Below are 21,487 nucleotides of genomic sequence, written 5' to 3' on the forward strand. Positions count from 1 at the left end.
CAGGTAGGTTGCTGACATGCCGGACTTCGTGGACACCGCCGAGCAGATCGTGGACGCTCTGCTGGAGACCGACCCGCGCCTGGCCTCCGCCGTGGGCGACCACCGCTACGACAACCGGTTGCCCGACCTGTCACCGGGCGCCGTCGCCGAGCGGAACACCATGCTGCGCGAGGCCGCCGACGCGCTGGCCGGCATCGACCCCGACACGTTCGACGCCGAGGAACAGGTCGACCACGCCATCCTGTCGGCCCGGGTGGAACGGGCGCTCTTCGAACTGTCCGACGTCCGCGAGCACGAGTGGAACCCGCTGGCACACAACCCCGGCGGCCTGCTGCACGCGTTGATCGCCCGGCCGTTCGCGCCGCTCGACGAACGACTGGCCAGCCTCGGTGGCCGCCTGGCCGCGATCCCCGACGCGCTGGCCACCGCCCGCGCGGTGCTGCGGGACATCCCACGCATCCACACCGAGACCGCGATCGGCCAATTCGCCGGGGTGACCGGGCTGATCCGCGACGAGATCCCCGCCCTGCTCGACGAAGAGCCCTCTTTGCGTACGGCCGTGGAGCCCGCCGCCGCGGCCGCCGTCGCCGCCCTGACCGAGTTCGGCGCCTGGCTCCGCACCCAGCTCGACGTCCCCGGCCGCGACCCGCGCCTGGGCCGCCCGCTGTGGGAAGCGCGACTGTGGCACACCTTGGACACCGAGCTCACCGCCGCCGAGGTCCTCGACCGGGCCCGGCGCAACCTGGCCGACGCCGGCGCGGAACTCCGCGAGCTCGCCGCCGAACTCGTCGGCGAACCGGCCTCCGACGCAACCGTCCGCAAAGCCCTGGACCGTCTGGCCGCCGACCACCCCGACGGCGAGACGATCGTCGGCCTGGCCCGGCTCAGCCTGGACGAGGCGACCGCGTTCGTCCGCGACCACGACCTGCTGACACTGACCGACGACCCGCTGGTGATCGAGGAGATGCCGGAGTTCGCCCGAGGCGTCGCCGTCGCCTACTGCGACTCACCCGGCGCGTTCGAGCCGGCCGGCCTGCCCACGTTCTACTGCATCGCGCCGGCGCCCAGCGACTGGCCGGCCGAGCGGGCCGAGTCGCTGTACCGCGAATACAACGACCACATGGTCCGCAACCTGACGGTGCACGAGGCGATGCCCGGCCACTTCCTGCAGATCGCCCACGCGCGACGCTTCCGTGGCCGCACCAGGGTCCGGGCCATCGGCAGCTCCGGCCCGTTCGTGGAGGGCTGGGCCGTGTACGCCGAGGAGCTGCTGGCCGGCCTCGGCTTCGGTGGCGCGCCCGTGCGCATGCAGCAGCTCAAGATGCAGCTGCGCACCAGCCTGAACGCCATCCTCGACCAACTGGTCCACTGCGAGAACCTCCCCGAGTCCGAGGCGATGGCCTTGATGACCGGCGCCGGTTTCCAGGAGCAGGGCGAGGCGGCCGGCAAGTGGCGCCGCGCCCAGCTGACGTCGACGCAGCTCTCCACCTACTTCGTCGGCTACAGCGAGATCGCGGCGATCGCGGCGTCCCGTCCTTTCGGCGCAACCCCGAAGGCCTGGCACGATGCGATGCTGGCGCACGGCTCCCCGCCCCCGCGCCACCTCCGCACCCTCCTCGACGTCTAGCAGCCTTTCGCGGTTGCAAGGTCTGATGTTGGGCTCCGTTATCTAGCTTCTGGTGCTTTCGTCAGGCGCGTGGGGTTCGCTGGGTTGCCGGCCGGCGGGGTGCCTGGTTACGGCTGGTGCCGCCGCTCGCGGTGGTAGCCGGGCGCGAAAGTGGTAGCCGAGCGCGGTATCCGGGCGTGGCCGGTCGGCTGGAGCTTCGCGGGCCCGTCGCTCGCGCGGATGGTGGTAGGTCTGGGCGCTATCCAGGACCGTGAGACCGCTCCTGGCTACCACGAGTGCAGATGGTGGTAGCGCAGGACGGTATTTCGAGGTGAAATACCGTCCTGCGCTGCCATTTCGGCTGGTCCTACCACTTGCGTCGGGTTCTACCACTGCGTGCCGGGCCGGGGCCGTGAACGGCGGCACCAGCCGTGAGCGGGCACCCCGCGGCCTGGCAACCCGGCTCGACCCCGGTCGGGCGATAGCGGCGGCAGTGGCAGTGGGTGGGCACCTCCGCGGCTTGGCAACCCAGCCGGACTCCACGCACGACGAAAGTATCGGCCCATCCGCGCCGGCGCTGCTTCCGCGCCGTGCTGCGCTGGGGTTTGCGGGCTCGGTCCCGCGCCACGGTGGCGCGCCGGGCGCGGTGGCATGGAGCCCGTTTGCTGCCTCGGCCGGTCAGTGCAGGCCGGTGAAACCTTGCGATCGCCTCCGAGACTGCGGCCGGTCAGTGCAGGCCGCACGGTGGGGTCGCCCCGCTGGACGACGTGCAGCTCCGACTGACCGACGGCGATGAAGCGACTCGAAATCCACGCCCTTGATCCCAGCGCGGGCCTGCGACATTTTCTTTCTGTGGACAGCGAGCGGGTGCGGTTGGCGTACGGGAAAATTGTGGATCTTTATGTCGAGTTGTTCGGGACCAGCGAGAAGGTGCATCGGGACGATCTCGACCTGATCGGGCGGCAGCTGTCGGGGCGGGCCGGTGCGGTGCTCGATGTGGGGTGTGGGCCGGGGCATCTGACCGCCTACCTGTGCTCGCTGGGCGTCGAGGCGAGCGGGATCGATCTGGTGCCCGAGTTTGTCGCTCATGCTCGGGCCACGCATCCGGGGGTCGGCTTTCGGCTGGGGTCGATGGCCGGGCTGGACGTCGCCGATCAGTCCGTCGCGGGGATATTGACCTGGTACTCGACGATCCATCTGCGGCCGGCGGAGATCGACGGGGTGTTCGCCGAGTTTCGGCGGGTGCTCGTGCCGGGCGGGCGGCTGGTCGTCGGGTTCTTCGATGGTGACGAGGTTGAGGCGTTCGACCACAAGGTTGTTACCGCCTATCGCTGGCCGCCCGACGAGTTGGCCGCGCGGCTGGAGAAGGCCGGGTTCGCCGAGACCGAGCGCCGGCAGCGCCCGGCGGGTGAGGGCAATCGTCGCCCGCACGCCGCGATCGCAGCGGAACGCGTGGGATAAACCGCGGAAGGCGGAGGGGCGGCGCGCGAGAAGTCGGAGGTTGGTCGCGCGCCCAGCCCGTGGGTGGTTGCGACGAGAGCCAACGTCGGGCCGCGAGTGGTCGCAGCGGGGCTGCGAGTGGTTGCGCCGCGGTCAGCGCCGGTCGCGCGTGACCGCTCCAGGCGGCGGCGTGAAGGCCGTGTACCGGGCGGCCGGGTCGTACTCCGTCATGGTCATATCCGTGGCCGTACCGGCGATCGTGCCCTTGAAGCTGCCCAGCACCCCGTCGTTGGTGACGCACGCGCTGAAGTCGCGGGCCGCCGCGTTGTCCACGCCGGTCAGGTCGAGGCAGGTCGCGTGGTGCCCGGCGATCGTGGTGTCGCGGGATTTGATGGTCACCGCCTGGTCGAGGGCCGCCGCGTCGAGCAGCTGGACGACCATCGGCGGCGGGGCCATGCCGGCGGCCTGGACCGTGGTCAGTGCGGGCGGCAGGGCGCCGGTCGCCGGCGGGGTCGTCAGGGTGCAGGCTGAGGCGCTGCAGTCGGTCACCGCGTCCTCGGCGACGACGAGGCGGCCGCCGGGATGGTCGTACCCCTGACGCAGTGGTTTCTGGGCCTGGGTGAGTGTGGCCGTGGCGCCGCCGGCGAGGTGGTAGGCCGCCGTGTAGGTGAGCGTGGCCGAGGTGCTGAGCTGGGCGACCATCTCGGCGACCAGGTCGTTGCCCGCGATGCCCTGCGCCGACGCCGCGTCCAGGTCGCCGCAGGCGGAGAGGAGCAGCAACCCGGTCAGTGATCTGAGCAGTCGGGTGGCCGGCATCCGCCCACCTAAGCGAGACGCAAACAAAAAAGCAAACCCAAAATCAGCCCGCGGTACGCGCGCGGTTGAGCACCTGCTGCCGCATGACGTACCGGCGGATCAGCTGGGCCTGGTGCTCGTCGGGCAGGAGCGCGGCGACCACCTCGACGGACATCGGCCCGCGGACCGGGACGGTCTGGCGCAGGGACGCCACCCGGCTGGTGACCGCGGCCAGTTCGACGACTTCCTGTTCCAGTTCGACGACGACCTTGATCTCTTCGTTCTCGGCCAGGATGACGTCCTCGAAGTGGGCGCGGATGCCCTGTTCGCTGATGTCGCGGATCCAGCCGTACACGTCGGGGCAGCGGGGCCGGCGGAGCATGACCCGTTCGCCTCCGCCGCCGCGGACGAAGTTGCGTTGCTGCTGGATCTCGGCGCGGCCGATCGGGCGGACCCGGATGCGGTTCTCGTCGACCTCTTCGACGTGGACCGGCAGGGCGTAGCGGCCGCGGATGCCGGCCGGCCACCGGAGGGTGACGTTCGCGCCGGCCGGGGGGACGGCGGCCAGGGCGAGCGACAACGTGATGGCGCCGGGCTCGGTGGCGACCACGCGGACTCCGGGCACCGTCTCGCTGGTGACGGTGAGCTCGATGGTGGCACCGGTCTCGGGAAGCACGTGTTCGCTCATGTGCCGGACATCGGCACGCGCTCCCGGAGGTTGAGACAAATCGACAATAAATAAACGGAACAAAACGGACAACTTTGAGGCGCTGGCATGCCGGTACCGCGAGGTCGATACCCTTCCCAGGTGTCGGCCGCATCGTCGCGGCCCTGAAGCACCGTACGAGCACAAGGAGCCACAGACAGATGGCCACCATCGAAGTGATCGTCGCCCGGGAGATCCTCGACTCGCGAGGCAACCCCACCGTCGAGGTCGAGGTCGGGCTGGATGACGGCTCGGTCGGTCGCGCCGCCGTGCCGTCCGGCGCGTCGACCGGCGCGTTCGAGGCGATCGAGCTGCGCGACGGCGACAAGGGCCGCTACCTGGGCAAGGGCGTGACCAAGGCGGTCGAGAACGTCGAGGAGAAGATCGCCGAGCAGCTGATCGGCTACGAGGCCGACGAGCAGCGCCTGATCGACGCCAAGATGCTCGACCTGGACGGCACGCCGGACAAGTCGGAGCTGGGCGCCAACGCGATCCTGGGCGTGTCGCTGGCCGTCGCCAAGGCTGCCGCGATCTCCTCCGAGCTGCCGCTCTACCGCTACCTGGGCGGCCCGAACGCGCACCTGCTGCCCGTCCCGATGATGAACATCCTCAACGGTGGCGCGCACGCGGACTCGAACGTCGACGTACAGGAGTTCATGGTCGCGCCGATCGGTGCGGCGACGTTCTCCGAGGCGCTCCGGACCGGCGCCGAGGTCTATCACGCGCTCAAGTCCGTACTGAAGAAGAAGGGTCTGTCCACCGGCCTGGGCGACGAGGGCGGCTTCGCGCCGAGCCTGCCGACCAACGCGGCCGCACTGGACCTGATCGCCGAGGCGGTGCAGGCGGCCGGCTTCGCGCTGGGCACCGACATCGTGCTGGCCATGGACGTGGCGGCGACCGAGTTCTACTCCGACGGCTCGTACGTCTTCGAGGGCACCCCGAAGACGTCCGAGGAGATGATCAACTACTACGCCAAGCTGGCCGAGGCGTACCCGATCGTCTCCATCGAGGACCCGCTGTCCGAGGAGGACTGGGCCGGCTGGTCGGCGATGACCGCGCAGCTCGGCGACAAGATCCAGATCGTCGGCGACGACCTGTTCGTCACCAACCCGACCCGGATCGGCCGGGGCATCGCCGAGCGCGCCGCCAACGCCGTGCTGGTCAAGGTGAACCAGATCGGCTCGCTGACCGAGACGATCGACGCCGTCGACCTGGCGCACCGCAGCGGCTTCAAGACGATGATGAGCCACCGTTCCGGTGAGACCGAGGACACCACGATCGCCGATCTGGCCGTCGCGGTGGGCTCCGGCCAGATCAAGACCGGTGCTCCGGCCCGGTCCGACCGGGTCGCCAAGTACAACCAGCTCCTGCGCATCGAGGAGCAGCTGGGCGACGCGGCCCGGTACGCCGGAGCGGGCGCGTTCCCGCGTTACCGCACCGCGTAGTCCCTCAGCGTCGGATCATGGAGTTGTGGCATCGGCGCGCCGGGCATAGGTTCGGCGCAGCAGGTGCCGCAACTCCATGACCAGTTGAGTCCGGGGGAGGGCAGGGATGACGCAGCGCCGCACGCCGAGCGGCCAAGGCCCGGCGCGCAGACCGGGCCGCGCTTCCCGCCCTACGCAGCGTGTTCGGGTGCGCGACACGACGTCGAGCACGATGGCCAGCAGGGCGCAGCCACGCGCCGCCCGGCAGGCCCGCCCGGCCGCCGCGAAACGCGCGGCGGCGGCCAAGGGCGCGACCAAGCGGACCGTCGCGCCGCGGCCCAGGGCGGTCACCGGCCGGGCGATGGTGATGATCGCCGTGCTGGTGGCGCTGGTCCTGGCGTACACGTACCCGCTGCGGGTGTACCTCGCGCAGGAGTCGCAGATCGCGAAGACGAAGCAGGCGCAGGACGTTCAGCGCCGGCTGATCGCGGAGCGGGCGGACCAGGTGGCGCTCTGGTCGGACCCGGAGTACGTGGTGGCCCAGGCGCGTAAGCGTTTCTACTATGTGCGTCCCGGCGAGACCCCGCTGATCGTGCTGAACAGCGCGGAGAGCGCGGCGTGGGAGTCGAGTCAGGCGCCGGCCGCCCCCGCGCCCGACCGCTGGTACGACACTCTCTGGTCCAGCGTGCAAGCAGCCGATTCGGAGCCTCGGAAGTAGATGGAATCCCCCCAGCAGGCCGACCTGGACGTTGTCGAGTCCCAGCTCGGCCGCCGTCCTCGTGGCACCCGCGCGATCGCGCACCGATGCCCCTGCGGCAATCCGGACGTGGTGGAGACGTCGCCGCGCCTGGACGACGGCACCCCGTTCCCGACGTTGTTCTATCTGACCTGTCCGCATGCGACGGCGGCGTGCAGCCGGCTGGAGTCGGAGGGTCTGATGCGGGACATGCAGGAGCGGATGGCCGCCGACCCGGAGCTGGCCGCGCGCTATGCGAAGGCGCACGAGGACTATCTGGCGCGGCGTACCGAGATCGAGGACGTGCCGGAGATCGCCCGGGTGTCGGCCGGCGGGATGCCCGATCGGGTCAAGTGCCTGCACGTCCATCTGGCGCACGCGCTGGCGGCGGGGCCGGGCGTCAACCCGTTCGGTGACGAGGTCCGGGACGCGATCGGCGCGTACTGGTCGGGCGGTCGCTGCCGGTGATCAGCATCAGGCGCGCGCGGACCAAGGACGTGAAGGACATTCGGGCGCTGGTGGACACCTACACCACCGACCGGCGGCTGCTCAGCAAGGCGACGGTGACGCTGTACGAGAGCGTGCAGGAGTTCTGGGTCGCGACCGATCCGGACGACCGGGTCGTGGGCTGCGGCGCGCTGCACGTGATGTGGGAGGACCTGGCCGAGATCCGCACGGTCGCGGTCGACCCTTCGTACCGTGGTCAGAAGATCGGTCATCGGATCGTCACCGAGCTGCTCGAGGTGGCGCGCGACATCGGGGTCGCCCGGGTCTTCTGCCTCACCTTCGAGACCCGGTTCTTCGGCTCGTTCGGGTTCACCGAGATCGACGGCGCGCCGGTGCCGCACGGCGTCTACGAACAACTGCTGCGCTCGTACGACGAAGGTGTCGCCGAGTTCCTCGACCTGGAACGGGTCAAGCCGAACACGTTGGGAAACACACGAATGCTGTTGCATCTATGAGGGTCGCGGCGATCGACTGCGGTACCAACTCGATCCGGTTGCTGATCGCCGACGTGGACGGTGAGCGGCTGTCCGACGTGTCCCGGCGGATGGAGATCGTCCGGCTGGGCGAGGGCGTGGACCGCACCGGACGGCTCGCTCCGGAAGCTCTCGAGCGTACCCGTCAAGCTCTGTTGGGTTATGCGGCCGAGATCGCGGAACTGGGCATCGACCGGGTGCGGATGGTCGCCACCTCGGCGTCGCGGGACGCGAAGAACGCGGCGGAGTTCCGTGGCATGGTCCGCTCGGTGCTGGGCGTCGACCCCGAGGTGATCACGGGTACGGAGGAGGCGGCGCTCTCCTTCACCGGGGCGGTGCACGGGCTGACCGAGGAGCCGCCGTACCTGGTCGTGGACATCGGCGGCGGCTCGACCGAGTTCGTCACGGGCGTGGCGGCGGTGGAAGCGTCGATCTCGGTGGACATCGGCTGCGTGCGGATGACCGAGCGGCACAAGCTTGCCGACCCGCCCACGGCCAAGCAGATCGCGGCGGCGGAGAAGGACGTCACGGCGCAGGTGGACAAGGCGCTCGCGGCCGTGCCCGGCCGCCTCGCGCACACTCTGGTCGGGCTGGCCGGTTCGGTCACGACGGTGGCGGCTCTCGCTCTCGACCTTCCCGGGTACGACGCGAGCCGGATCCACCACGCGACGGTCTCGTACGACCAGGTCGCCAAGGTCACGGCGAGCCTGCTGGCGGCGACCGTGGCCGAGCGCCGCGCGCTGCCGGTGATGCACCCTGGGCGGGCGGATGTGATCGGCGCCGGCGCGCTGATCCTGCGGACGATCATGGAGCGGGCCGAACAGCACCACGTGGTGGTCAGCGAGCACGACATCCTCGACGGCATCGCGTACGGACTGGCGCTGGGCTGATCCGTCCTCGCGCTAGTCCGTTCTTGACGGTACTTCGCACTGCACAGTAGTGTGCCGTGCGTGGATGCGACGCAACTGCTCAAGGGCGTGCTCGATCTGGCCGTCCTCGCGGTGCTTCGCGAGGAGGACGGTTACGGCTACGACATCCTCCGCCGGCTGCGTGTGGCCGGGCTGGAGGAGGTCGGCGACGCCTCCGTCTACGGCACCCTGCGCCGGCTCTTCAACTCCGGGCTGCTGAACGCCTACGTGGTGCCCAGCGACGAGGGGCCGCACCGCAAGTACTACGCGCTGAACGCGGCCGGCCGGGCCGAGTTGCAGCGCTCCGGCAAGATCTGGCACGAGTTCTCAGGCGCCATGGACGACCTTCTGCGCGAGGGCGCCGTGGACGACCTTCTTCGCGAGCGGGGGACGGCGTGAACGCAACCGACACCGACGAGATCACGGGCTACGTCGAGGCGGTCCGTGCCGCCCTTGCCGGCCTGCCTGAGGACGTCCGCGAGGGCCTCCTCGAGGATCTGCCCGAGCATCTGGCCGAGGTGGTCGCCGACGACATCGGCACCCTGGCCGACCGGCTCGGCCCGCCCTCGGTCTACGCCGCCGAGCTGCTGGCCAGCGCCGGTTTCGTGGGCGGCGGCTTCCCCGACCCGCCACCGTCGCCGCGCCGCCGCGACCTGCCCCGCCGCTGGGGCAGCGCGCTCGGCCGGCGGGCGCGGCAGCTCGACGTGGCCACCGGGCCGCTCTTCGGCAGGTCCCGGGCCACCGAGTTCCTGGTCCAGCTGCGCCCGGCCTGGTGGGTGCTCCGGGGCTACCTGATCTCGATGGTGCTGGCGTCGATGCTCGGCTCGGAGGGCTCGCTCGGCCTGCTGCCCCGGGCCGGCGGCAGCGAGCTGGTCGCCTTCCTGCTGCTGGGCGTGTGCGTGGTCGCCTCGATCTGGTTCGGGCGGCGCCGGTTCCAGCTGAACAAGACGTTCCGGCTCGGGCACGGCGTGGCCACCGCGATCCTGCTGATCATCGGGCTGAGCGGGTTCTCCGACGCCGACCAGAACACCCGCTTCCAGGACGAGTTCAGCCCCGCCAACTACATCGACCAGAACGCCGATGTGCAGGATGTCTTCGTCTACGACAAACAGGGCAAGCTGATCGAGGGGGCCCGGCTGCTCGACCAGAACGGCCAGCCGATCCGGCTCGGCAACGGGGTCTGCTTCGACGAGGCGACCCAGAGCTACATGAGCCGCGAGGACAACGGCACCTACCCCTACTGCGTGGAGAACGCACCCTTCCGGATGGGCGAGACCAGCCCGAGCGTGGCTCCGGAGCCCACCCCGCGCTAACGTCCGTGCGTGACCGCGCGTACCCCCGAAGAGGTTGTGGCGCACGCCGCGCAAGCGCCCGACCTGCCGCGACTCGACGCCGAGGTGGCGGACTGCTTCGCCTGCGACCGGCTGGTCGCCTGGCGTGAGCGGGTCGCCGCCGAGCGTCGCGCCGCCTTCCGGGACCAGGAGTACTGGGGGCGCCCGATTCCCGGGTACGGCCCGGCCGACGCGACCATCGGCATCCTCGGGCTGGCCCCGGCCGCGCACGGGGGCAACCGGACCGGCCGGATCTTCACCGGCGACCGCTCCGGCGACGTGCTCTTCGCCGCGATGCACCGGGTCGGCCTGGCCAACCAGGCGCTCAGCGTCCACCGGGACGACGGCCTCACGCTCGCGCACACCCGGATCTTCGCGGCCGTCCGGTGCGCCCCGCCGGACAACAAGCCCCTCCCGGCCGAGCGCGACGCCTGCGCGCCGTGGCTGCACCGCGAGCTGACTCTGATCAGACCCACCCTGCGGGTGGTCATCGCGCTGGGTGCCTTCGCCTGGGCCGCGTGGTGGCCGGCCCTCTGGAACGTGTACGGGGCCCGGGCGCCCGTCCCGCGCCCGAAGTTCGGCCACGGCGCCGAGGTCTTCATGCCCGCCGCGCCGGTGCTTCTGGGCTGCTACCACGTGTCCCAACAGAACACATTCACCGGCCGGTTGACCCCGACGATGCTCGACGAGGTGCTCGGCCGTGCCAAAGCACTCGCGGGCCTGGCATGATGCGTGCTCGATGGACCTCGCCCGACTGCGTCGATGGTGGCCGCTGGCCGCCGTCCTCGGCCTGCTCTTCCTAGCCTCCGTCGCGGCCACCCGGTCGGCGCCCCAGCTGGAGCGCATCCGGCAGGACGCGCCCGAGGAGGCCGCCCCGCTGCTGCCCACCAAGCCGATCGCCACACCCAACTCGATCGAGGGCGAGGGCGGCACCCCGCCGCCGCAGGAGAACGGCCTGCCCGAGTGGATCGGCACGGTCGCGCTGATCGTCCTGGGCATCGCCGCGCTCGTCCTGATCGGCCTGGTGATCTGGGCGATCCTGCGCGACCAGGCACGACGCCGCGGTCGCCGGGCCCGGCCGGAGCGCGAGCGGGAGCCGAACACCGCCGAGGACCTGGTCGCCGCGCTGGACGCCGGCCTGGAGGAGCTCTCCGACGCCGACCGTGACCCGCGCCGGGCGGTGATCGCCTGCTGGGTCCGCCTGGAACAGGCCGCCGCCGCGGCCGGCACCACCCGGCACGCCGGGGACAGTCCCACCGACCTGGTCGGCCGGCTGCTCCGCGAGCAGCAGGTGGACGCCGGCGTGCTGGCCGCGCTGCTCGAGGTCTACCGGCAGGCCCGGTACGCCACGCACACCGTCGACGACCAGATGCGCTCCCAGGCCCGCTCGGCCTTGCAGCGCCTGCGCGCCGACCTGGGCGCCGCGCAGGTGCCGTCATGAGCCGCGAGGACGCCGCGGGCGGCGGGCTCGACGCGCTCTTCCAGTACGCCGACGAGCAGCCCGCCGCCGCCCCCGCGCCGCCGCCGGTCAAGCGGCCGCCGTCCCGGGCCGGCTGGATCGTGCGCAACATCCTGCTGGTCGCCGCCGCGACCACGGTCACCGTGGCCGGGATGCGGATGGCCGGGCTCAGCACGTCGCTGCTCGTCGTCGTGTCCGCGTTCGTCGCGTTGCGGCTGCTCATGCTGGCCGTCGCCGCGGTCGCGCCGCCCCCGGTGTCCCGCGCCGACAGGCGCCGCGCGGGGGAGGAGCCCGGCGAGTACCGCTGGGCCGGGAGCGATTCGCTGCGGACCGCGGTCCGGCGGTGGGAACTCCGGCTGGACTGGTCGCAGTCGGATGCCGATCGGTTCTCGCGTAACGTGCTGCCGGTGCTCGGCGAGCTGACCGACGAACGCCTGCGGCTGCGGCACGGCATCACCCGGACCTCCGACCCGCTCCGCGCGCGCGAGCTGCTCGGCGAGCCACTCTGGCAGCTGCTGACCGACCCCGGCCGGCGGCCGCCGAAACGGGCGGAGCTGGCCACGCACGTGGACGCTCTCGAACGACTGTGACTTGGTGAATGAGCCTACGAAGGAGTGAATCGGTGGCGGACGCGGCGCAGGGCCTTTCCCCGTACGACGCGGGGCGGCTGGCCGGTGCGGTGCTCGACCAGGTCGGCACCGTGGTGGTCGGCAAGCGGGACGCGCTGGAGCTGGTGCTGGCCGGGATCCTGGCCGGCGGACACGTGCTGCTGGAGGACCTGCCCGGCCTCGGTAAGACGCTGACCGCGCGGTGCTTCGCGCAGGCGCTCGGGCTGGACTTCCGCCGGTTGCAGTTCACCCCCGACCTGCTGCCCGCCGACGTCACCGGCTCGTTCCTGTACGACCAGCGCAAGGGCGACTTCGCGTTCCGGGCCGGCCCGGTCTTCACCAACATGCTGCTGGCCGACGAGATCAACCGGACGCCGCCGAAGACGCAGTCCGCGCTGCTCGAGGCGATGCAGGAGAAGCAGGTCTCGGTCGAGGGCGTGACCTACCGCCTGGACCCGCCGTTCCACGTGCTGGCCACGGCCAACCCGATCGAGTACGAGGGCACCTACCCGCTGCCCGAGGCCCAGCTGGACCGCTTCCTGCTGCGGGTGTCGTTCGGCTACCCGACCGCCGAGGAGGAGTGGGACATCATGCGCCGGCGCATGTCCCGCCGCCAGGAGGAGGCCCAGCTCGCCCCGGTGGTCGACTCGGCCACGCTGCTGGCGATGCAGGCGGCGCTGGAGCAGGTCGTGGTCGAGGACTCGATCGGCCGCTACATCGTGGCGCTCACCTCGGCCACCCGCGAGCACGCGTCCGCGCTGGTCGGCTCGTCGCCGCGTGGCTCGCTGGCGCTGCTGCTGCTGGCCCGCGCGCGTGCGGTGATGGCCGGTCGCGACTTCGTGGTGCCCGAGGACGTCAAGGACGTCGCGGTCCCGGCACTGGCGCACCGGATCACGCTGAAGCCGGAGATGTGGCTGCGCAAGGTCGACCCGCAGTTCGTGGTCCAGGAGGTGCTGTCCGCGGTGCCGGCGCCGGCCAGCGGCGCGATGCCCACGTACGCGCGGCATGAGTGAGGCGCCGCGGCTGCGTTTGGCGGCACCGCCCCCGGCGGACGAGGCCGATGACGCGCTGACCGGGCCGGCCTGGGTGCCCACCCGGGCGCTGGGCCGGACCGTGCTGCTCACCGGCCTGCTGCTGGTGCTCGGCGTCGCGCTGGGCCGGATCGATCTGGTGCTGCTCGGGGCACCGTTCGCGATCGGCGCGGCGATGGCGCTGCGCCGGATGCCGCGCTCGGCGCCCGAGGTGACCATCTCCGCCGACGAGGAACACCTGGTCGAGGGCGGCGTGGTGACCGCCGGGGTGACCGTGGCCAACCCGGACGTCATCGACTACGACCTGGTGGTGCTGCGGACCCGGACGTCGCCGTGGGTGAAGCTGGAACAGGCCGACCGGTCGTTCGCGATCAGGGTGCCGTCCGGCGACTGGACCGAGGTCGAGCTGACCGGCCAGGCCAGCCGGTGGGGCCGGCACGAGGTGGGCCCGGCGGCCGCGCGGGTCGCCGCCTGCACCGGCCTGCTCGCCTGCCGTCCCGTGGTGACGCCGGGCCGGGCGGTGCGGGTCTACCCGGTGACCGAGCCGTTCGCCGCCGTCGAGTCGATGCCGGCCGCGGCCGGGCTGGTCGGTCCGCACCGGTCGCGGCGGCCCGGTGAGGGCGGCGAGCTGGCCGGGGTACGCCCGTTCGCGCCGGGCGACCGACTGCGCCGGATCGACTGGCGGGTGTCCTTGCGTACGCGTGACCTGCATGTCGCCTCGACCCTCTCGGACCGGGACGCCGAGGTCCTGCTCCTGCTCGACGTGCTCGGCGAAGCCGGCGTCTCGGGCGGCGTCAACGGCAGCGCCTCGGTCCTGGACACCACGGTCCGCGCCTCCGCGGCGATCGCCGAGCACTACCTCAAGCGCGGCGACCGGGTGTCCCTGCTGGAGTACGGCGCGAACGCCCGCCGCCTGCGGGCCGCCACCGGACGCCGGCAGTACCTGACCGTCCTGGAGTGGCTGCTCGACGTGAAGGCGGACAACGACGCCGAGGCCGCGTTCGAGCACGCCTTCGGCACCCACCACGTGTCGTCGGACGCGCTGGTCGTGGTGCTCACCCCGCTGGTCGACCCGCGGTCGGCGGACATGCTGGCCCGGCTCACCCAGTCCGGCCGGTACACGGTGGCGGTGGACACCCTGCCGGACGGCCTGGCGCCGCCGCAGCGCAGCCAGTGGACGCCGCTGGCCGGCCGGTTGTGGCGGATCGAACGGGAGAACGTGCTCGGCCGGCTGCGCGAGCACGGCGTACCCGTGGTGGCTTGGGCCGGCGCCGGCAGCCTCGACCTGGTGCTGCGCGACGTGGCGCGGATGGCGTCCGCGCCGAGGGGGCACTGATGCTCGACGGCGTGACCAATCGGCTCACCCGGATGCAGAACGCGATCAAGCGGGCGACCCTGATTCCCCTGCTGGTCAAGGTCGGGATCGCGGCCGCGTTCGCCGGTGCGGTCCTGGTCGCCTGGCCGCCGGTGATCGTGTTCAGCCAGTTCGTGCTGCCGCTGCTGCTCTTCGCGGTCTATCCGGCGTTCGCGCCGCGCGGCCGCGGTCCGACCATGGCGGTGCTGGTCGTGGTCGGCGGCTGGCTCGCCGGGACCAGCTACTACGACGGCCCGGTGGAGGCGTGGCGGGTGATCGCCATCGGCACCTTCCTCTACCTCGGGCACACCCTCGCGGCGCTGGCCGCCGTGCTGCCGTTCGACGGGGTGATCAACATCGAGGTGATCATCCGCTGGCTGCTGCGGGCCGCCGCGGTGGTGCTGATGGCCGCGGTGCTGACGGTCATCGCGCTGGGTCTGTCCGACGTGCTCGCCGGAAGTGCCTTCGTACTGGCGACGGTGGTCGGCCTGGCCGCCGCGACCGCCGCGACGCTGCTGCTGGCAAGGTTGCTGCGACGCACCGGTAACTAACCTTTTACGTGTGTTCCTCAGCACCCCTCACCTGGGCTTGTGCTGCGTCACAACCGGCCGCACCGGAGCCGTCCGGTACGGACAATGGACCACGTGAGACCTCAGCGAGTGATTGTTGTCGGAGCCGGCCACGTGGGCCTCTACGCCGCCTTGCGTCTGTCGCGCAAGCTCAGCCCGCGCCGTGCCGAGGTGGTCGTGATCGACCCCCAGCCGCACATGACCTACCAGCCGTTCCTGCCCGAGGCGGCGGCCGGCAACATCTCGCCACGCCACTCGGTCGTGCCGCTGCGCCGCGAGCTCAAGCGCTGCCGGATCGTCTCCGGCGAGGTGATCCGCGTCGAGCACGACCGCAAGATGGTCACCGTGCAGCCGATCGAGGGCCCGCCGACCGAGATGACCTACGACCACATCGTGGTGGCGCCCGGCTCGGTGTCGCGCACCCTGCCGATCCCCGGCCTGCGCGAGCGCGGCATCGGCTTCAAGACCATCGGCGAGGCCATCTACCTGCGCAACCACATCCTCGACCGGCTCGACGTGGCGGCCGTGACACCCGACCCGGCGGTCCGCGCGGCGTCGCTGACCTTCGTGTTCGTCGGCGGCGGCTACGCCGGCATCGAGGCGCTGGCCGAAATGGAGGACGTGGTTCGCGACGCCCTCTCCGGCTACCCCGAGCTCCGGCAGGAGGAGGTGCGCTTCGTCCTGGTCGAGGCAACCAACCGCATCCTGCCCGAGGTCGGTCCCCAGATGGGGGCGTACGCCGCGAGGCAGCTCGACAAGCGCGGCATCGACCTACGGCTGGACACCCGCCTGGAGTCATGCGTGGACGGCTGGGTCGAGCTGAGCGACGGCGACCGGTTCAAGGCCGAGACGCTGGTCTGGACGGCCGGGGTGAAGCCGTCGCCGATGCTCGACCGCACCGACCTGCCGCGGGGCCCGCGTGGCCACGTCGTCGCCCTGCCGACGCTGCAGGTGGTGGACGGCGACCGGGTGCTCGACGGCGCGTGGACCGCGGGCGACTGCGCCCAGGTGCCCGACCTCACCAAGCCCGAGGGCGCGTTCTGCTCACCCAGCGCGCAGCACGCCGTGCGCCAGGCCAAGGTGCTGGCCGACAACATCCGCCAGGTGATCCTGGGCGGGGTTCCCAAGCCCTACAAGCACAAGTACGCCGGGAGCGTCGCCAGCCTGGGTCTGCACAAGGGCGTGGCGCACGTCTACGGCATCAAGCTGACCGGCCTGCCGGCCTGGCTCATGCACCGGACCTACCACGTCAGCCGCATCCCGTCGTTCAACCGCAAGGCGCGCGTGGTCGCCGACTGGACGCTCGCGTTCGTGTTCCGCCGGGAGACGATCTCGCTCGGACAGTTGCACGAGCCGCGGGAGGAGTTCACCGACGTGACACCCCCGCTGACCAGCCACCGACCGTCCGAGCCGGTGGGTGCGGGCATCCGGTAGGACCGGGGTGTACTCAGCCGTCCGGCGTCTTGCCGGGCGCTGGCCAGCAGATACGGTGAGCACAGCCCCTCTCCAGGCCCGGGTGGTGGAAAGGCAGACACGGCCGCCTTAAAAGCGGCTGCCCTCACAGGCGTGCGGGTTCGACCCCCGCCCCGGGCACCAGGGTGGATCGTTTCCGGTGGAATCGGTCATCGTCTCCCGGATGACGCAGGACCGGCCAAACCCGTCATCGAGGTTCGCGCGACTCCCGCGGACCCGAGGTGCGGACAACTACCGAACAATTCTCTCCTGGCCGGACGACGCCGGTTCACTACGGTCGCGATCATGGATGCCTTGTCACTCGGGTCGCTGATCCGGGCCCATCGCGGGGCGGCCGGGCTGAGCCAGCGGGACCTGGCCGAGCGCTCCGGTCTCAGCCTGGCCACCCTGCGGGACCTGGAACAGGGCCGGACCCGCCGGCCGAGGCTGCTCTCCGTGCGGGCTCTCGTCGACGCCCTGAATCCGGCGCCGGACATCGCCGCGGCCTGGCTCTCGGCCACCACCGAGGCACCCGCCGCCGCCCGCGCTGAGCGCGCGGCGCCGCCCTCGGCCGGCCCGGTATGGGTGGGCGTGCTCGGCCCGCTCGTGATGCGCCGGGGCGGCGCCGAGGTCCCGCTTCCGGGCGGCCGGCGCCGCGCGGTGCTGGCGCGGCTGGCCGCGGACGCCGGCGAGGTGGTGACCGTCTCGGAGCTGATCGACCTGCTCTGGCCGGACGAGCCGCCCCGGTCCGCGGTCGGCGCGCTGCAGACCTGCGTCTCCCGGCTGCGGGCGGAGGTCGACCCCGAGCGGCGGGACGGGACGCTGGACTCCGTGGTGAACGGCTACCGGCTGCGGCTCGGCGAGGACTGGTCGGACCTGCTCGCGTTCCGGGCGCTGCGGCGGCGGGCCGAGCTCGCCGGTGACCCGTACGCCGAGCGCGGGGTGCTCGGCGAGGCGCTGCAGCTGTGGCGTGGGGCGCCGCTGGCCGACGTGCCGGAACTGCGCGGGCACTCCCTCGTCACGATGCTGGAGGAGGAGTGGGTCGCGGCCGCGCTGCGCCACGCCGACCTGGCCGCCGCCGAGGGCCGGCCCGAGCTCGCCGTGCCGGGGCTGCGCCGGTTGGCGGGGGAGCATCCGCTGCACGAACCGGTCCACGCCCGCCTCGTCGGCGCGCTCGCGGCCGCCGGTCGGACCGCCGACGCGCTGGCCATGTTCGACGCCGTCCGTCGCCGGCTCGCCGACGAACTCGGCCTCGACCCGGGCGCCGAACTGGCCGCCGCCCGGGACGCCGCGCTGCGCCGGGCCGGTGGCAACCGGCCGGCGGATCCCTTTCCGGCCCAGCTGCCGGCCGATGTCGCGCGGTTCGCCGGACGCCGCGCCGAGCTGGCCCGGCTGGACGCGTTCGCCGCCCGGCGCCGGCGCGGCGTGGTCGTCGTCGCGATCACCGGGGCGGCCGGGATCGGCAAGACCACCCTCGCGCTCCGCTGGGCGCACCGGGCCCGCGACGATTTCCCCGACGGGCAGCTCTACGCCGACCTGCGCGGCTTCGACCCGTCCGGGGTGATGGTCACCCCGGCCGCGGCGCTGGGCCGGTTCCTGCACGCCCTCGGTGTCCCGGCCCAGCGGCTGCCGACCGAGCTGGACGCGCAGGCGGCGCTCTTCCGCAGTCTGCTGGCCGACCGGCGGATGCTGGTCGTGCTGGACAACGTCCGCGACGACGACCAGGTCCGGCACCTGCTGCCCGGCAGCGCCGGGTGCCTGGTGATGGTCACCAGCCGGGATCCACTCGCCGGGCTGGTCGCGACCGCCGGCGCCGAGGCGCTGCCGCTCGGCCTACCGGACGCACAGGAGGCGGAGGATCTGCTGGTCGGCCGTCTCGGCCGGGCACGGACGGCGGCCGAGCCGGGCGCCGCCGCGGAGGTCGTCGAGCGGTGCGCCCGGCTGCCGCTCGCCCTGGCCATCGTCGCCGCCCGGGCGGCGACGACGGCCGGACTGCGGCTGGCGACACTCGCCGGCGAGCTCCGCGACCAGCGGCGCCGGCTCGACGTGCTGTCCACCGGCAGTCCCGCAGCCGATGTGCGCTCGGTCTTCTCCTGGTCCTACTGCCTGCTCAGCCCGGGCGCTGGTGAGCTGTTCCGGCTGCTGGGGCTGCATCCCGGCCCGGAGGTGTCGGTCGACGCCGCGGCGAGCCTGGCCGGTGCCGAGCCGGCCGAGGTACGGCCGTTGGTGGCGGAGCTGGTCCGGGCGCAGCTGCTGGCCGAGCCGAGGCCGGGGCGGTTCGCCCTGCACGACCTGCTCCGCGCGTACGCCGGAGAACTTGCCGTTGACGTGTGCGGCGAGGCGGAGCGGAAGGCCGCCACGGCGCGGATGCTCGACCACTATCTGCACACCGCGCTGTCCGCCGCGCTGCTCCTCAACCCGGGCCGCCGGCCGATCGCACCGCCGCCGCCGCACCCCGGCACTGTGGTCCGGCGGGTCGGCGACGCCGAGGAGGCGCTGGTCTGGTTCGGCGCGGAACATCTCGTGCTCAGCGCGGTCGTGGCGCGGGCGGCCGACGGGTTCGGTACGCACTGCTGGCAGCTGGCGTGGACGATGTGGAACTTCCTCGATCGGCGCGGGTCGTGGCACGAACTGCTGGCGACCCAGCGGATCGCCCTCGACGCCGCGGTCCGGCAGGACGACGTGACCGGGCAGGCGTTCGCGCACCGAGCCATCGCCCGCGCCTGCACCGGCCTGGACCGCGTCGACGAGGCGGCCGGGCACTACGAGCTGGCGCTCGCCCGGAGCACCACGACCGGCGACCACCTCGGCCGGGTGACCGCCCTGCTCGGCCTCGCCCGCGTGCACGACCACCTGGCGCAGCCGGCGGCGGCGCTGGCCCGGGCCGAGGAAGCGCTGACCCTGTTCCCGCCGGGCAGCCGGGACATCGAGCGCGCCTGGACGCTGAACACGATCGGCTGGCACCGGGCGCAGCTCGGCGAACACGAGCGGGCGCTGGCCGCGTGCGAGGAGGCGCTGGCCCTGCTCCAGGAGACCGGGGACCGCTACACCGAGGCGGCCACCTGGGACAGCATCGGGCTCGCGCGCCGCCACCTGGGCGACCGCGGCCGGGCCGAGGTCTGCTACCTGCGGGCGCTCGAGCTCTACCAGGGAGTGGGTGCGCGCTATCCGATGGCCGAGACGCTCACCAATCTCGGCCGCGCGTACGACCATTTCGGTGACCGGGCGGCGGCGGAGGACGCGTACCGGCGGGCCTTGGCGATCCTCGACGAGCTGGGCCATCCCGGCGCGGCCGAACTGCGTGCCGAGCTGCGCGCCGGGGCACGGGCCGGGGTACGGGCGGAGTACGGGTAAGCGTACGGACAGCGGGTTTCGGCACGCTCCGGCTCATGGCTGAACGGGAACCATGGGAATGGCAGTGAGTCCGATCAATCGACCCACCCCTGCCGGACAGCGGAGGCGGCGAGGGTGACGCGGTTGCCGGCATGCAGCGCCTCCTGGAGCGCGCCGACATGCCGGCGCACCGTCCGCTCGCTGATGCCCAGGTGCCGGGCGATGGCGCCGTCGGTCATGCCGGTCAGCAGCAGACGCAGCACCTGGTCCTGTTCCGGTGGGAGCCGGACCGCGCTGCCGTCGAGCGGCACCGCGGCGGCCCACAGCATCTCGAAGTAGCCGCGCAAGGCGGCCACGATGACCGGCGCCCGCACCAGAACCGCGCCCTCCATGCCGGTGGCCCCGAGCGGGAGCAGCGCCGCCCGGTCGTCGACGAGCACCATCTTCATCGGCACGTCCGGATGTGCCCGCGAGGACCAGCCGGCCTCCACCGACAGCCGGAGCATCTCCCGGGCGCCCGCGACCTCGAGCGCGGCGCGACTGTAGACGTTGCGGAAGCGGACGCCGCGGGCGACCAGATCGGCCGGGAGCGGCCGTGCCGACCGTGGGTCCGGCGGGCGGCTGAAATGCTCGGTCTCCAGACTGGCGACCTCGGAACGGGCGGACAGCGCGAGCTCCACCGAGAGCGCCCCGATCGCATCCCGGTCGGTCAGCACCCGGATCGGGCCGTCGGTGTCGTCGCCGGGCGCCGCCAGCCGGTATCGCTCTTGCAGCCCGGGTGCGCCGTCGCGCAGCCGCACCAGCGCCTCGACCTGGTCGAGCAGCTCCCGCTGACGCACGATGAGCGCGTTGTCGATCGCCCGGGCCGGTTCGACGGCGACCAGCAGCGGCGTCCCGACGTAGCGGACCCGGGCGAACCCCTTGCCGATCAGCTCCCGGGTCTCCGGCCGGTCCTCCACCCCGGGATCGTCGGCGAGCGCCACGCCGCCGCTCTCCACGAGATGCTGGTACTGCTCCGCCGCCGCCGCCGAGAGCACGACGGAGAGTTCGGGCCACATCAGGCCGCCGCGCTGATCTCGCCGATCCGGCCGAGGTCGTCGAACGTGACCCGCAGCGCCGTGCCGCCGGGGTGGTGGCCGGTCACCGCCGCCGGAGCCACGTCCACCCGCCAGCCCTGCTGGGCGAAGAAGCTCTCCACCACGGTGCGGTGGTCCAGCGCGTACGCCTGGATCACCTGCGTCAGCACGGTCGTCGCCCGTTCCGGGGAGCTCGGCGCCAGCACCGCCGCCGGCACACCCTCGAGCTGGAAGAAGAGCGCCCCACCCGGGTACGGCCCGCGGTAGTAGCAGTTGCCGGTGAGGCCGGAGGCCAGCAGCGCGAGCCGGTGCCCGTCGGCCCGCTCCAGCGGGAAGCCGGGCTCGGCCAGCTCGACGGGACCCGTCGACCGGCCGCGGTCGCGCAGCCACCGGGCCGCCCGCAACACCGTGTCCGGCAGTCCGCTCTGGCTGTTGGCCCAGGCCCACAGCCAGGTGCCGTCGTCGTGGGCCTCGGTGCCCAGCAGCTGGATCCGGTACGTCAGATCGTCACCGAATGACGCCGTGCCCGCGGTGATGTCCACCGCCCAGCTCCGCTCCCCGAGGTGGTCGGCCAGCGCCAGCTGGCGGGCCAGGGCGGTGCCGACGTGCCGGGCGAACTCCTCCGTGAAGCCGTGCACCTGATCAACCCTTCCGCTCGGCGACGAGACGCAGGGTACCC

At 72.5% G+C, this 21,487-nt stretch carries 21 protein-coding genes and 1 tRNA gene; 18 read left to right on the forward strand and 4 right to left on the reverse strand.

Annotated features, from left to right (window positions below):
* The first annotated feature begins 16 nt into the window (after positions 1 to 16).
* Positions 17 to 1,627 carry a DUF885 domain-containing protein gene (locus QSK31_RS18470; protein WP_285685358.1) on the forward strand — a complete coding sequence of 537 codons (1,611 nt, stop codon included), beginning with the start codon at positions 17 to 19 and terminating at the stop codon, positions 1,625 to 1,627.
* Between the two features lie 771 nt (positions 1,628 to 2,398).
* Positions 2,399 to 3,067, forward strand: coding sequence for a class I SAM-dependent methyltransferase (locus QSK31_RS18475; protein WP_502872976.1), 669 nt, complete (start codon positions 2,399 to 2,401; stop codon positions 3,065 to 3,067).
* A 132-nt stretch (positions 3,068 to 3,199) separates the two neighbouring features.
* Here the strand turns inward: QSK31_RS18475 and QSK31_RS18480 are convergent, their stop codons facing one another.
* Both QSK31_RS18480 and QSK31_RS18485 read right to left on the reverse strand, forming a co-directional pair.
* Entirely contained in the window at positions 3,200 to 3,862 is a 663-nt protein-coding gene (locus tag QSK31_RS18480) for a hypothetical protein (protein WP_285685359.1), read from the reverse strand.
* 43 nt (positions 3,863 to 3,905) lie between these two features.
* Positions 3,906 to 4,529 carry a hypothetical protein gene (locus QSK31_RS18485; RefSeq protein ID WP_285685360.1) on the reverse strand — a complete coding sequence of 208 codons (624 nt, stop codon included), beginning with the start codon at positions 4,527 to 4,529 and terminating at the stop codon, positions 3,906 to 3,908.
* Positions 4,530 to 4,708: 179 nt separating this feature from the next.
* On the opposite strand from QSK31_RS18485, the gene eno reads away from it, so the two are divergent.
* The 16 genes from eno to QSK31_RS18565 all read left to right on the forward strand — a co-directional run bounded on the left by eno (position 4,709) and on the right by QSK31_RS18565 (position 19,753).
* Positions 4,709 to 5,992 (forward strand): phosphopyruvate hydratase, encoded by a 1,284-nt coding sequence (gene eno / locus QSK31_RS18490; RefSeq protein ID WP_285685361.1) that lies wholly within the window; start codon positions 4,709 to 4,711, stop codon positions 5,990 to 5,992.
* Between the two features lie 106 nt (positions 5,993 to 6,098).
* The gene (locus QSK31_RS18495) at positions 6,099 to 6,689 is read left to right on the forward strand and encodes an FtsB family cell division protein (protein WP_285685362.1); all 591 of its coding nucleotides are present in this window, start codon (positions 6,099 to 6,101) and stop codon (positions 6,687 to 6,689) included.
* Positions 6,690 to 7,175, forward strand: coding sequence for a DUF501 domain-containing protein (locus tag QSK31_RS18500; protein WP_285685363.1), 486 nt, complete (start codon positions 6,690 to 6,692; stop codon positions 7,173 to 7,175).
* Complete coding sequence (locus tag QSK31_RS18505) at positions 7,175 to 7,669, forward strand: amino-acid N-acetyltransferase (protein ID WP_285685413.1); 495 nt, start codon at positions 7,175 to 7,177, stop codon at positions 7,667 to 7,669. Before QSK31_RS18500 ends, QSK31_RS18505 begins: the two co-directional genes overlap by 1 nt.
* Positions 7,666 to 8,577 (forward strand): Ppx/GppA phosphatase family protein, encoded by a 912-nt coding sequence (locus QSK31_RS18510; RefSeq protein ID WP_285685364.1) that lies wholly within the window; start codon positions 7,666 to 7,668, stop codon positions 8,575 to 8,577. Before QSK31_RS18505 ends, QSK31_RS18510 begins: the two co-directional genes overlap by 4 nt.
* Positions 8,578 to 8,637: 60 nt before the next feature.
* Positions 8,638 to 8,994 (forward strand): PadR family transcriptional regulator, encoded by a 357-nt coding sequence (locus tag QSK31_RS18515; RefSeq protein WP_285685365.1) that lies wholly within the window; start codon positions 8,638 to 8,640, stop codon positions 8,992 to 8,994.
* Positions 8,991 to 9,908 carry an HAAS signaling domain-containing protein gene (locus QSK31_RS18520; RefSeq protein ID WP_285685366.1) on the forward strand — a complete coding sequence of 306 codons (918 nt, stop codon included), beginning with the start codon at positions 8,991 to 8,993 and terminating at the stop codon, positions 9,906 to 9,908. The genes QSK31_RS18515 and QSK31_RS18520 overlap by 4 nt, the downstream gene beginning before the upstream one ends.
* A 9-nt stretch (positions 9,909 to 9,917) precedes the next feature.
* Complete coding sequence (locus tag QSK31_RS18525; RefSeq protein WP_285685367.1) at positions 9,918 to 10,655, forward strand: uracil-DNA glycosylase; 738 nt, start codon at positions 9,918 to 9,920, stop codon at positions 10,653 to 10,655.
* A gap of 10 nt (positions 10,656 to 10,665) precedes the next feature.
* A complete protein-coding gene (locus tag QSK31_RS18530; RefSeq protein ID WP_285685368.1) occupies positions 10,666 to 11,367 on the forward strand; it encodes a DUF4129 domain-containing protein in 702 nt (233 codons plus the stop codon).
* The gene (locus tag QSK31_RS18535; protein WP_285685369.1) at positions 11,364 to 11,975 is read left to right on the forward strand and encodes a hypothetical protein; all 612 of its coding nucleotides are present in this window, start codon (positions 11,364 to 11,366) and stop codon (positions 11,973 to 11,975) included. Before QSK31_RS18530 ends, QSK31_RS18535 begins: the two co-directional genes overlap by 4 nt.
* A 32-nt stretch (positions 11,976 to 12,007) precedes the next feature.
* Positions 12,008 to 13,006 (forward strand): AAA family ATPase, encoded by a 999-nt coding sequence (locus QSK31_RS18540; protein WP_285685370.1) that lies wholly within the window; start codon positions 12,008 to 12,010, stop codon positions 13,004 to 13,006.
* Complete coding sequence (locus QSK31_RS18545) at positions 12,999 to 14,360, forward strand: DUF58 domain-containing protein (protein ID WP_285685371.1); 1,362 nt, start codon at positions 12,999 to 13,001, stop codon at positions 14,358 to 14,360. The genes QSK31_RS18540 and QSK31_RS18545 overlap by 8 nt, the downstream gene beginning before the upstream one ends.
* Positions 14,361 to 14,371: 11 nt before the next feature.
* The gene (locus QSK31_RS18550) at positions 14,372 to 14,929 is read left to right on the forward strand and encodes a hypothetical protein (protein ID WP_285685372.1); all 558 of its coding nucleotides are present in this window, start codon (positions 14,372 to 14,374) and stop codon (positions 14,927 to 14,929) included.
* A 93-nt stretch (positions 14,930 to 15,022) separates the two neighbouring features.
* Positions 15,023 to 16,381, forward strand: coding sequence for an NAD(P)/FAD-dependent oxidoreductase (locus QSK31_RS18555; protein WP_285685373.1), 1,359 nt, complete (start codon positions 15,023 to 15,025; stop codon positions 16,379 to 16,381).
* A gap of 76 nt (positions 16,382 to 16,457) precedes the next feature.
* Positions 16,458 to 16,543 (forward strand) — tRNA-Leu (locus QSK31_RS18560).
* A 162-nt stretch (positions 16,544 to 16,705) separates the two neighbouring features.
* Positions 16,706 to 19,753, forward strand: coding sequence for a BTAD domain-containing putative transcriptional regulator (locus tag QSK31_RS18565; protein ID WP_285685375.1), 3,048 nt, complete (start codon positions 16,706 to 16,708; stop codon positions 19,751 to 19,753).
* 74 nt (positions 19,754 to 19,827) lie between these two features.
* On the opposite strand, the gene QSK31_RS18570 is transcribed toward QSK31_RS18565, so the two are convergent.
* Both QSK31_RS18570 and QSK31_RS18575 read right to left on the reverse strand, forming a co-directional pair.
* Complete coding sequence (locus QSK31_RS18570) at positions 19,828 to 20,790, reverse strand: LuxR C-terminal-related transcriptional regulator (protein WP_285685377.1); 963 nt, start codon at positions 20,788 to 20,790, stop codon at positions 19,828 to 19,830.
* On the reverse strand, positions 20,790 to 21,446 hold the full coding sequence (locus QSK31_RS18575; RefSeq protein ID WP_285685378.1) for a DUF6882 domain-containing protein: 657 nt from the start codon (positions 21,444 to 21,446) through the stop codon (positions 20,790 to 20,792). The genes QSK31_RS18570 and QSK31_RS18575 overlap by 1 nt, the downstream gene beginning before the upstream one ends.
* Between the last annotated feature and the right edge of the window lie 41 nt (positions 21,447 to 21,487).

Origin of the sequence: Actinoplanes sp. NBRC 103695 (genome assembly GCF_030269485.1) — a bacterium.
Classification (GTDB): Bacteria; Actinomycetota; Actinomycetes; order Mycobacteriales; family Micromonosporaceae; genus Actinoplanes.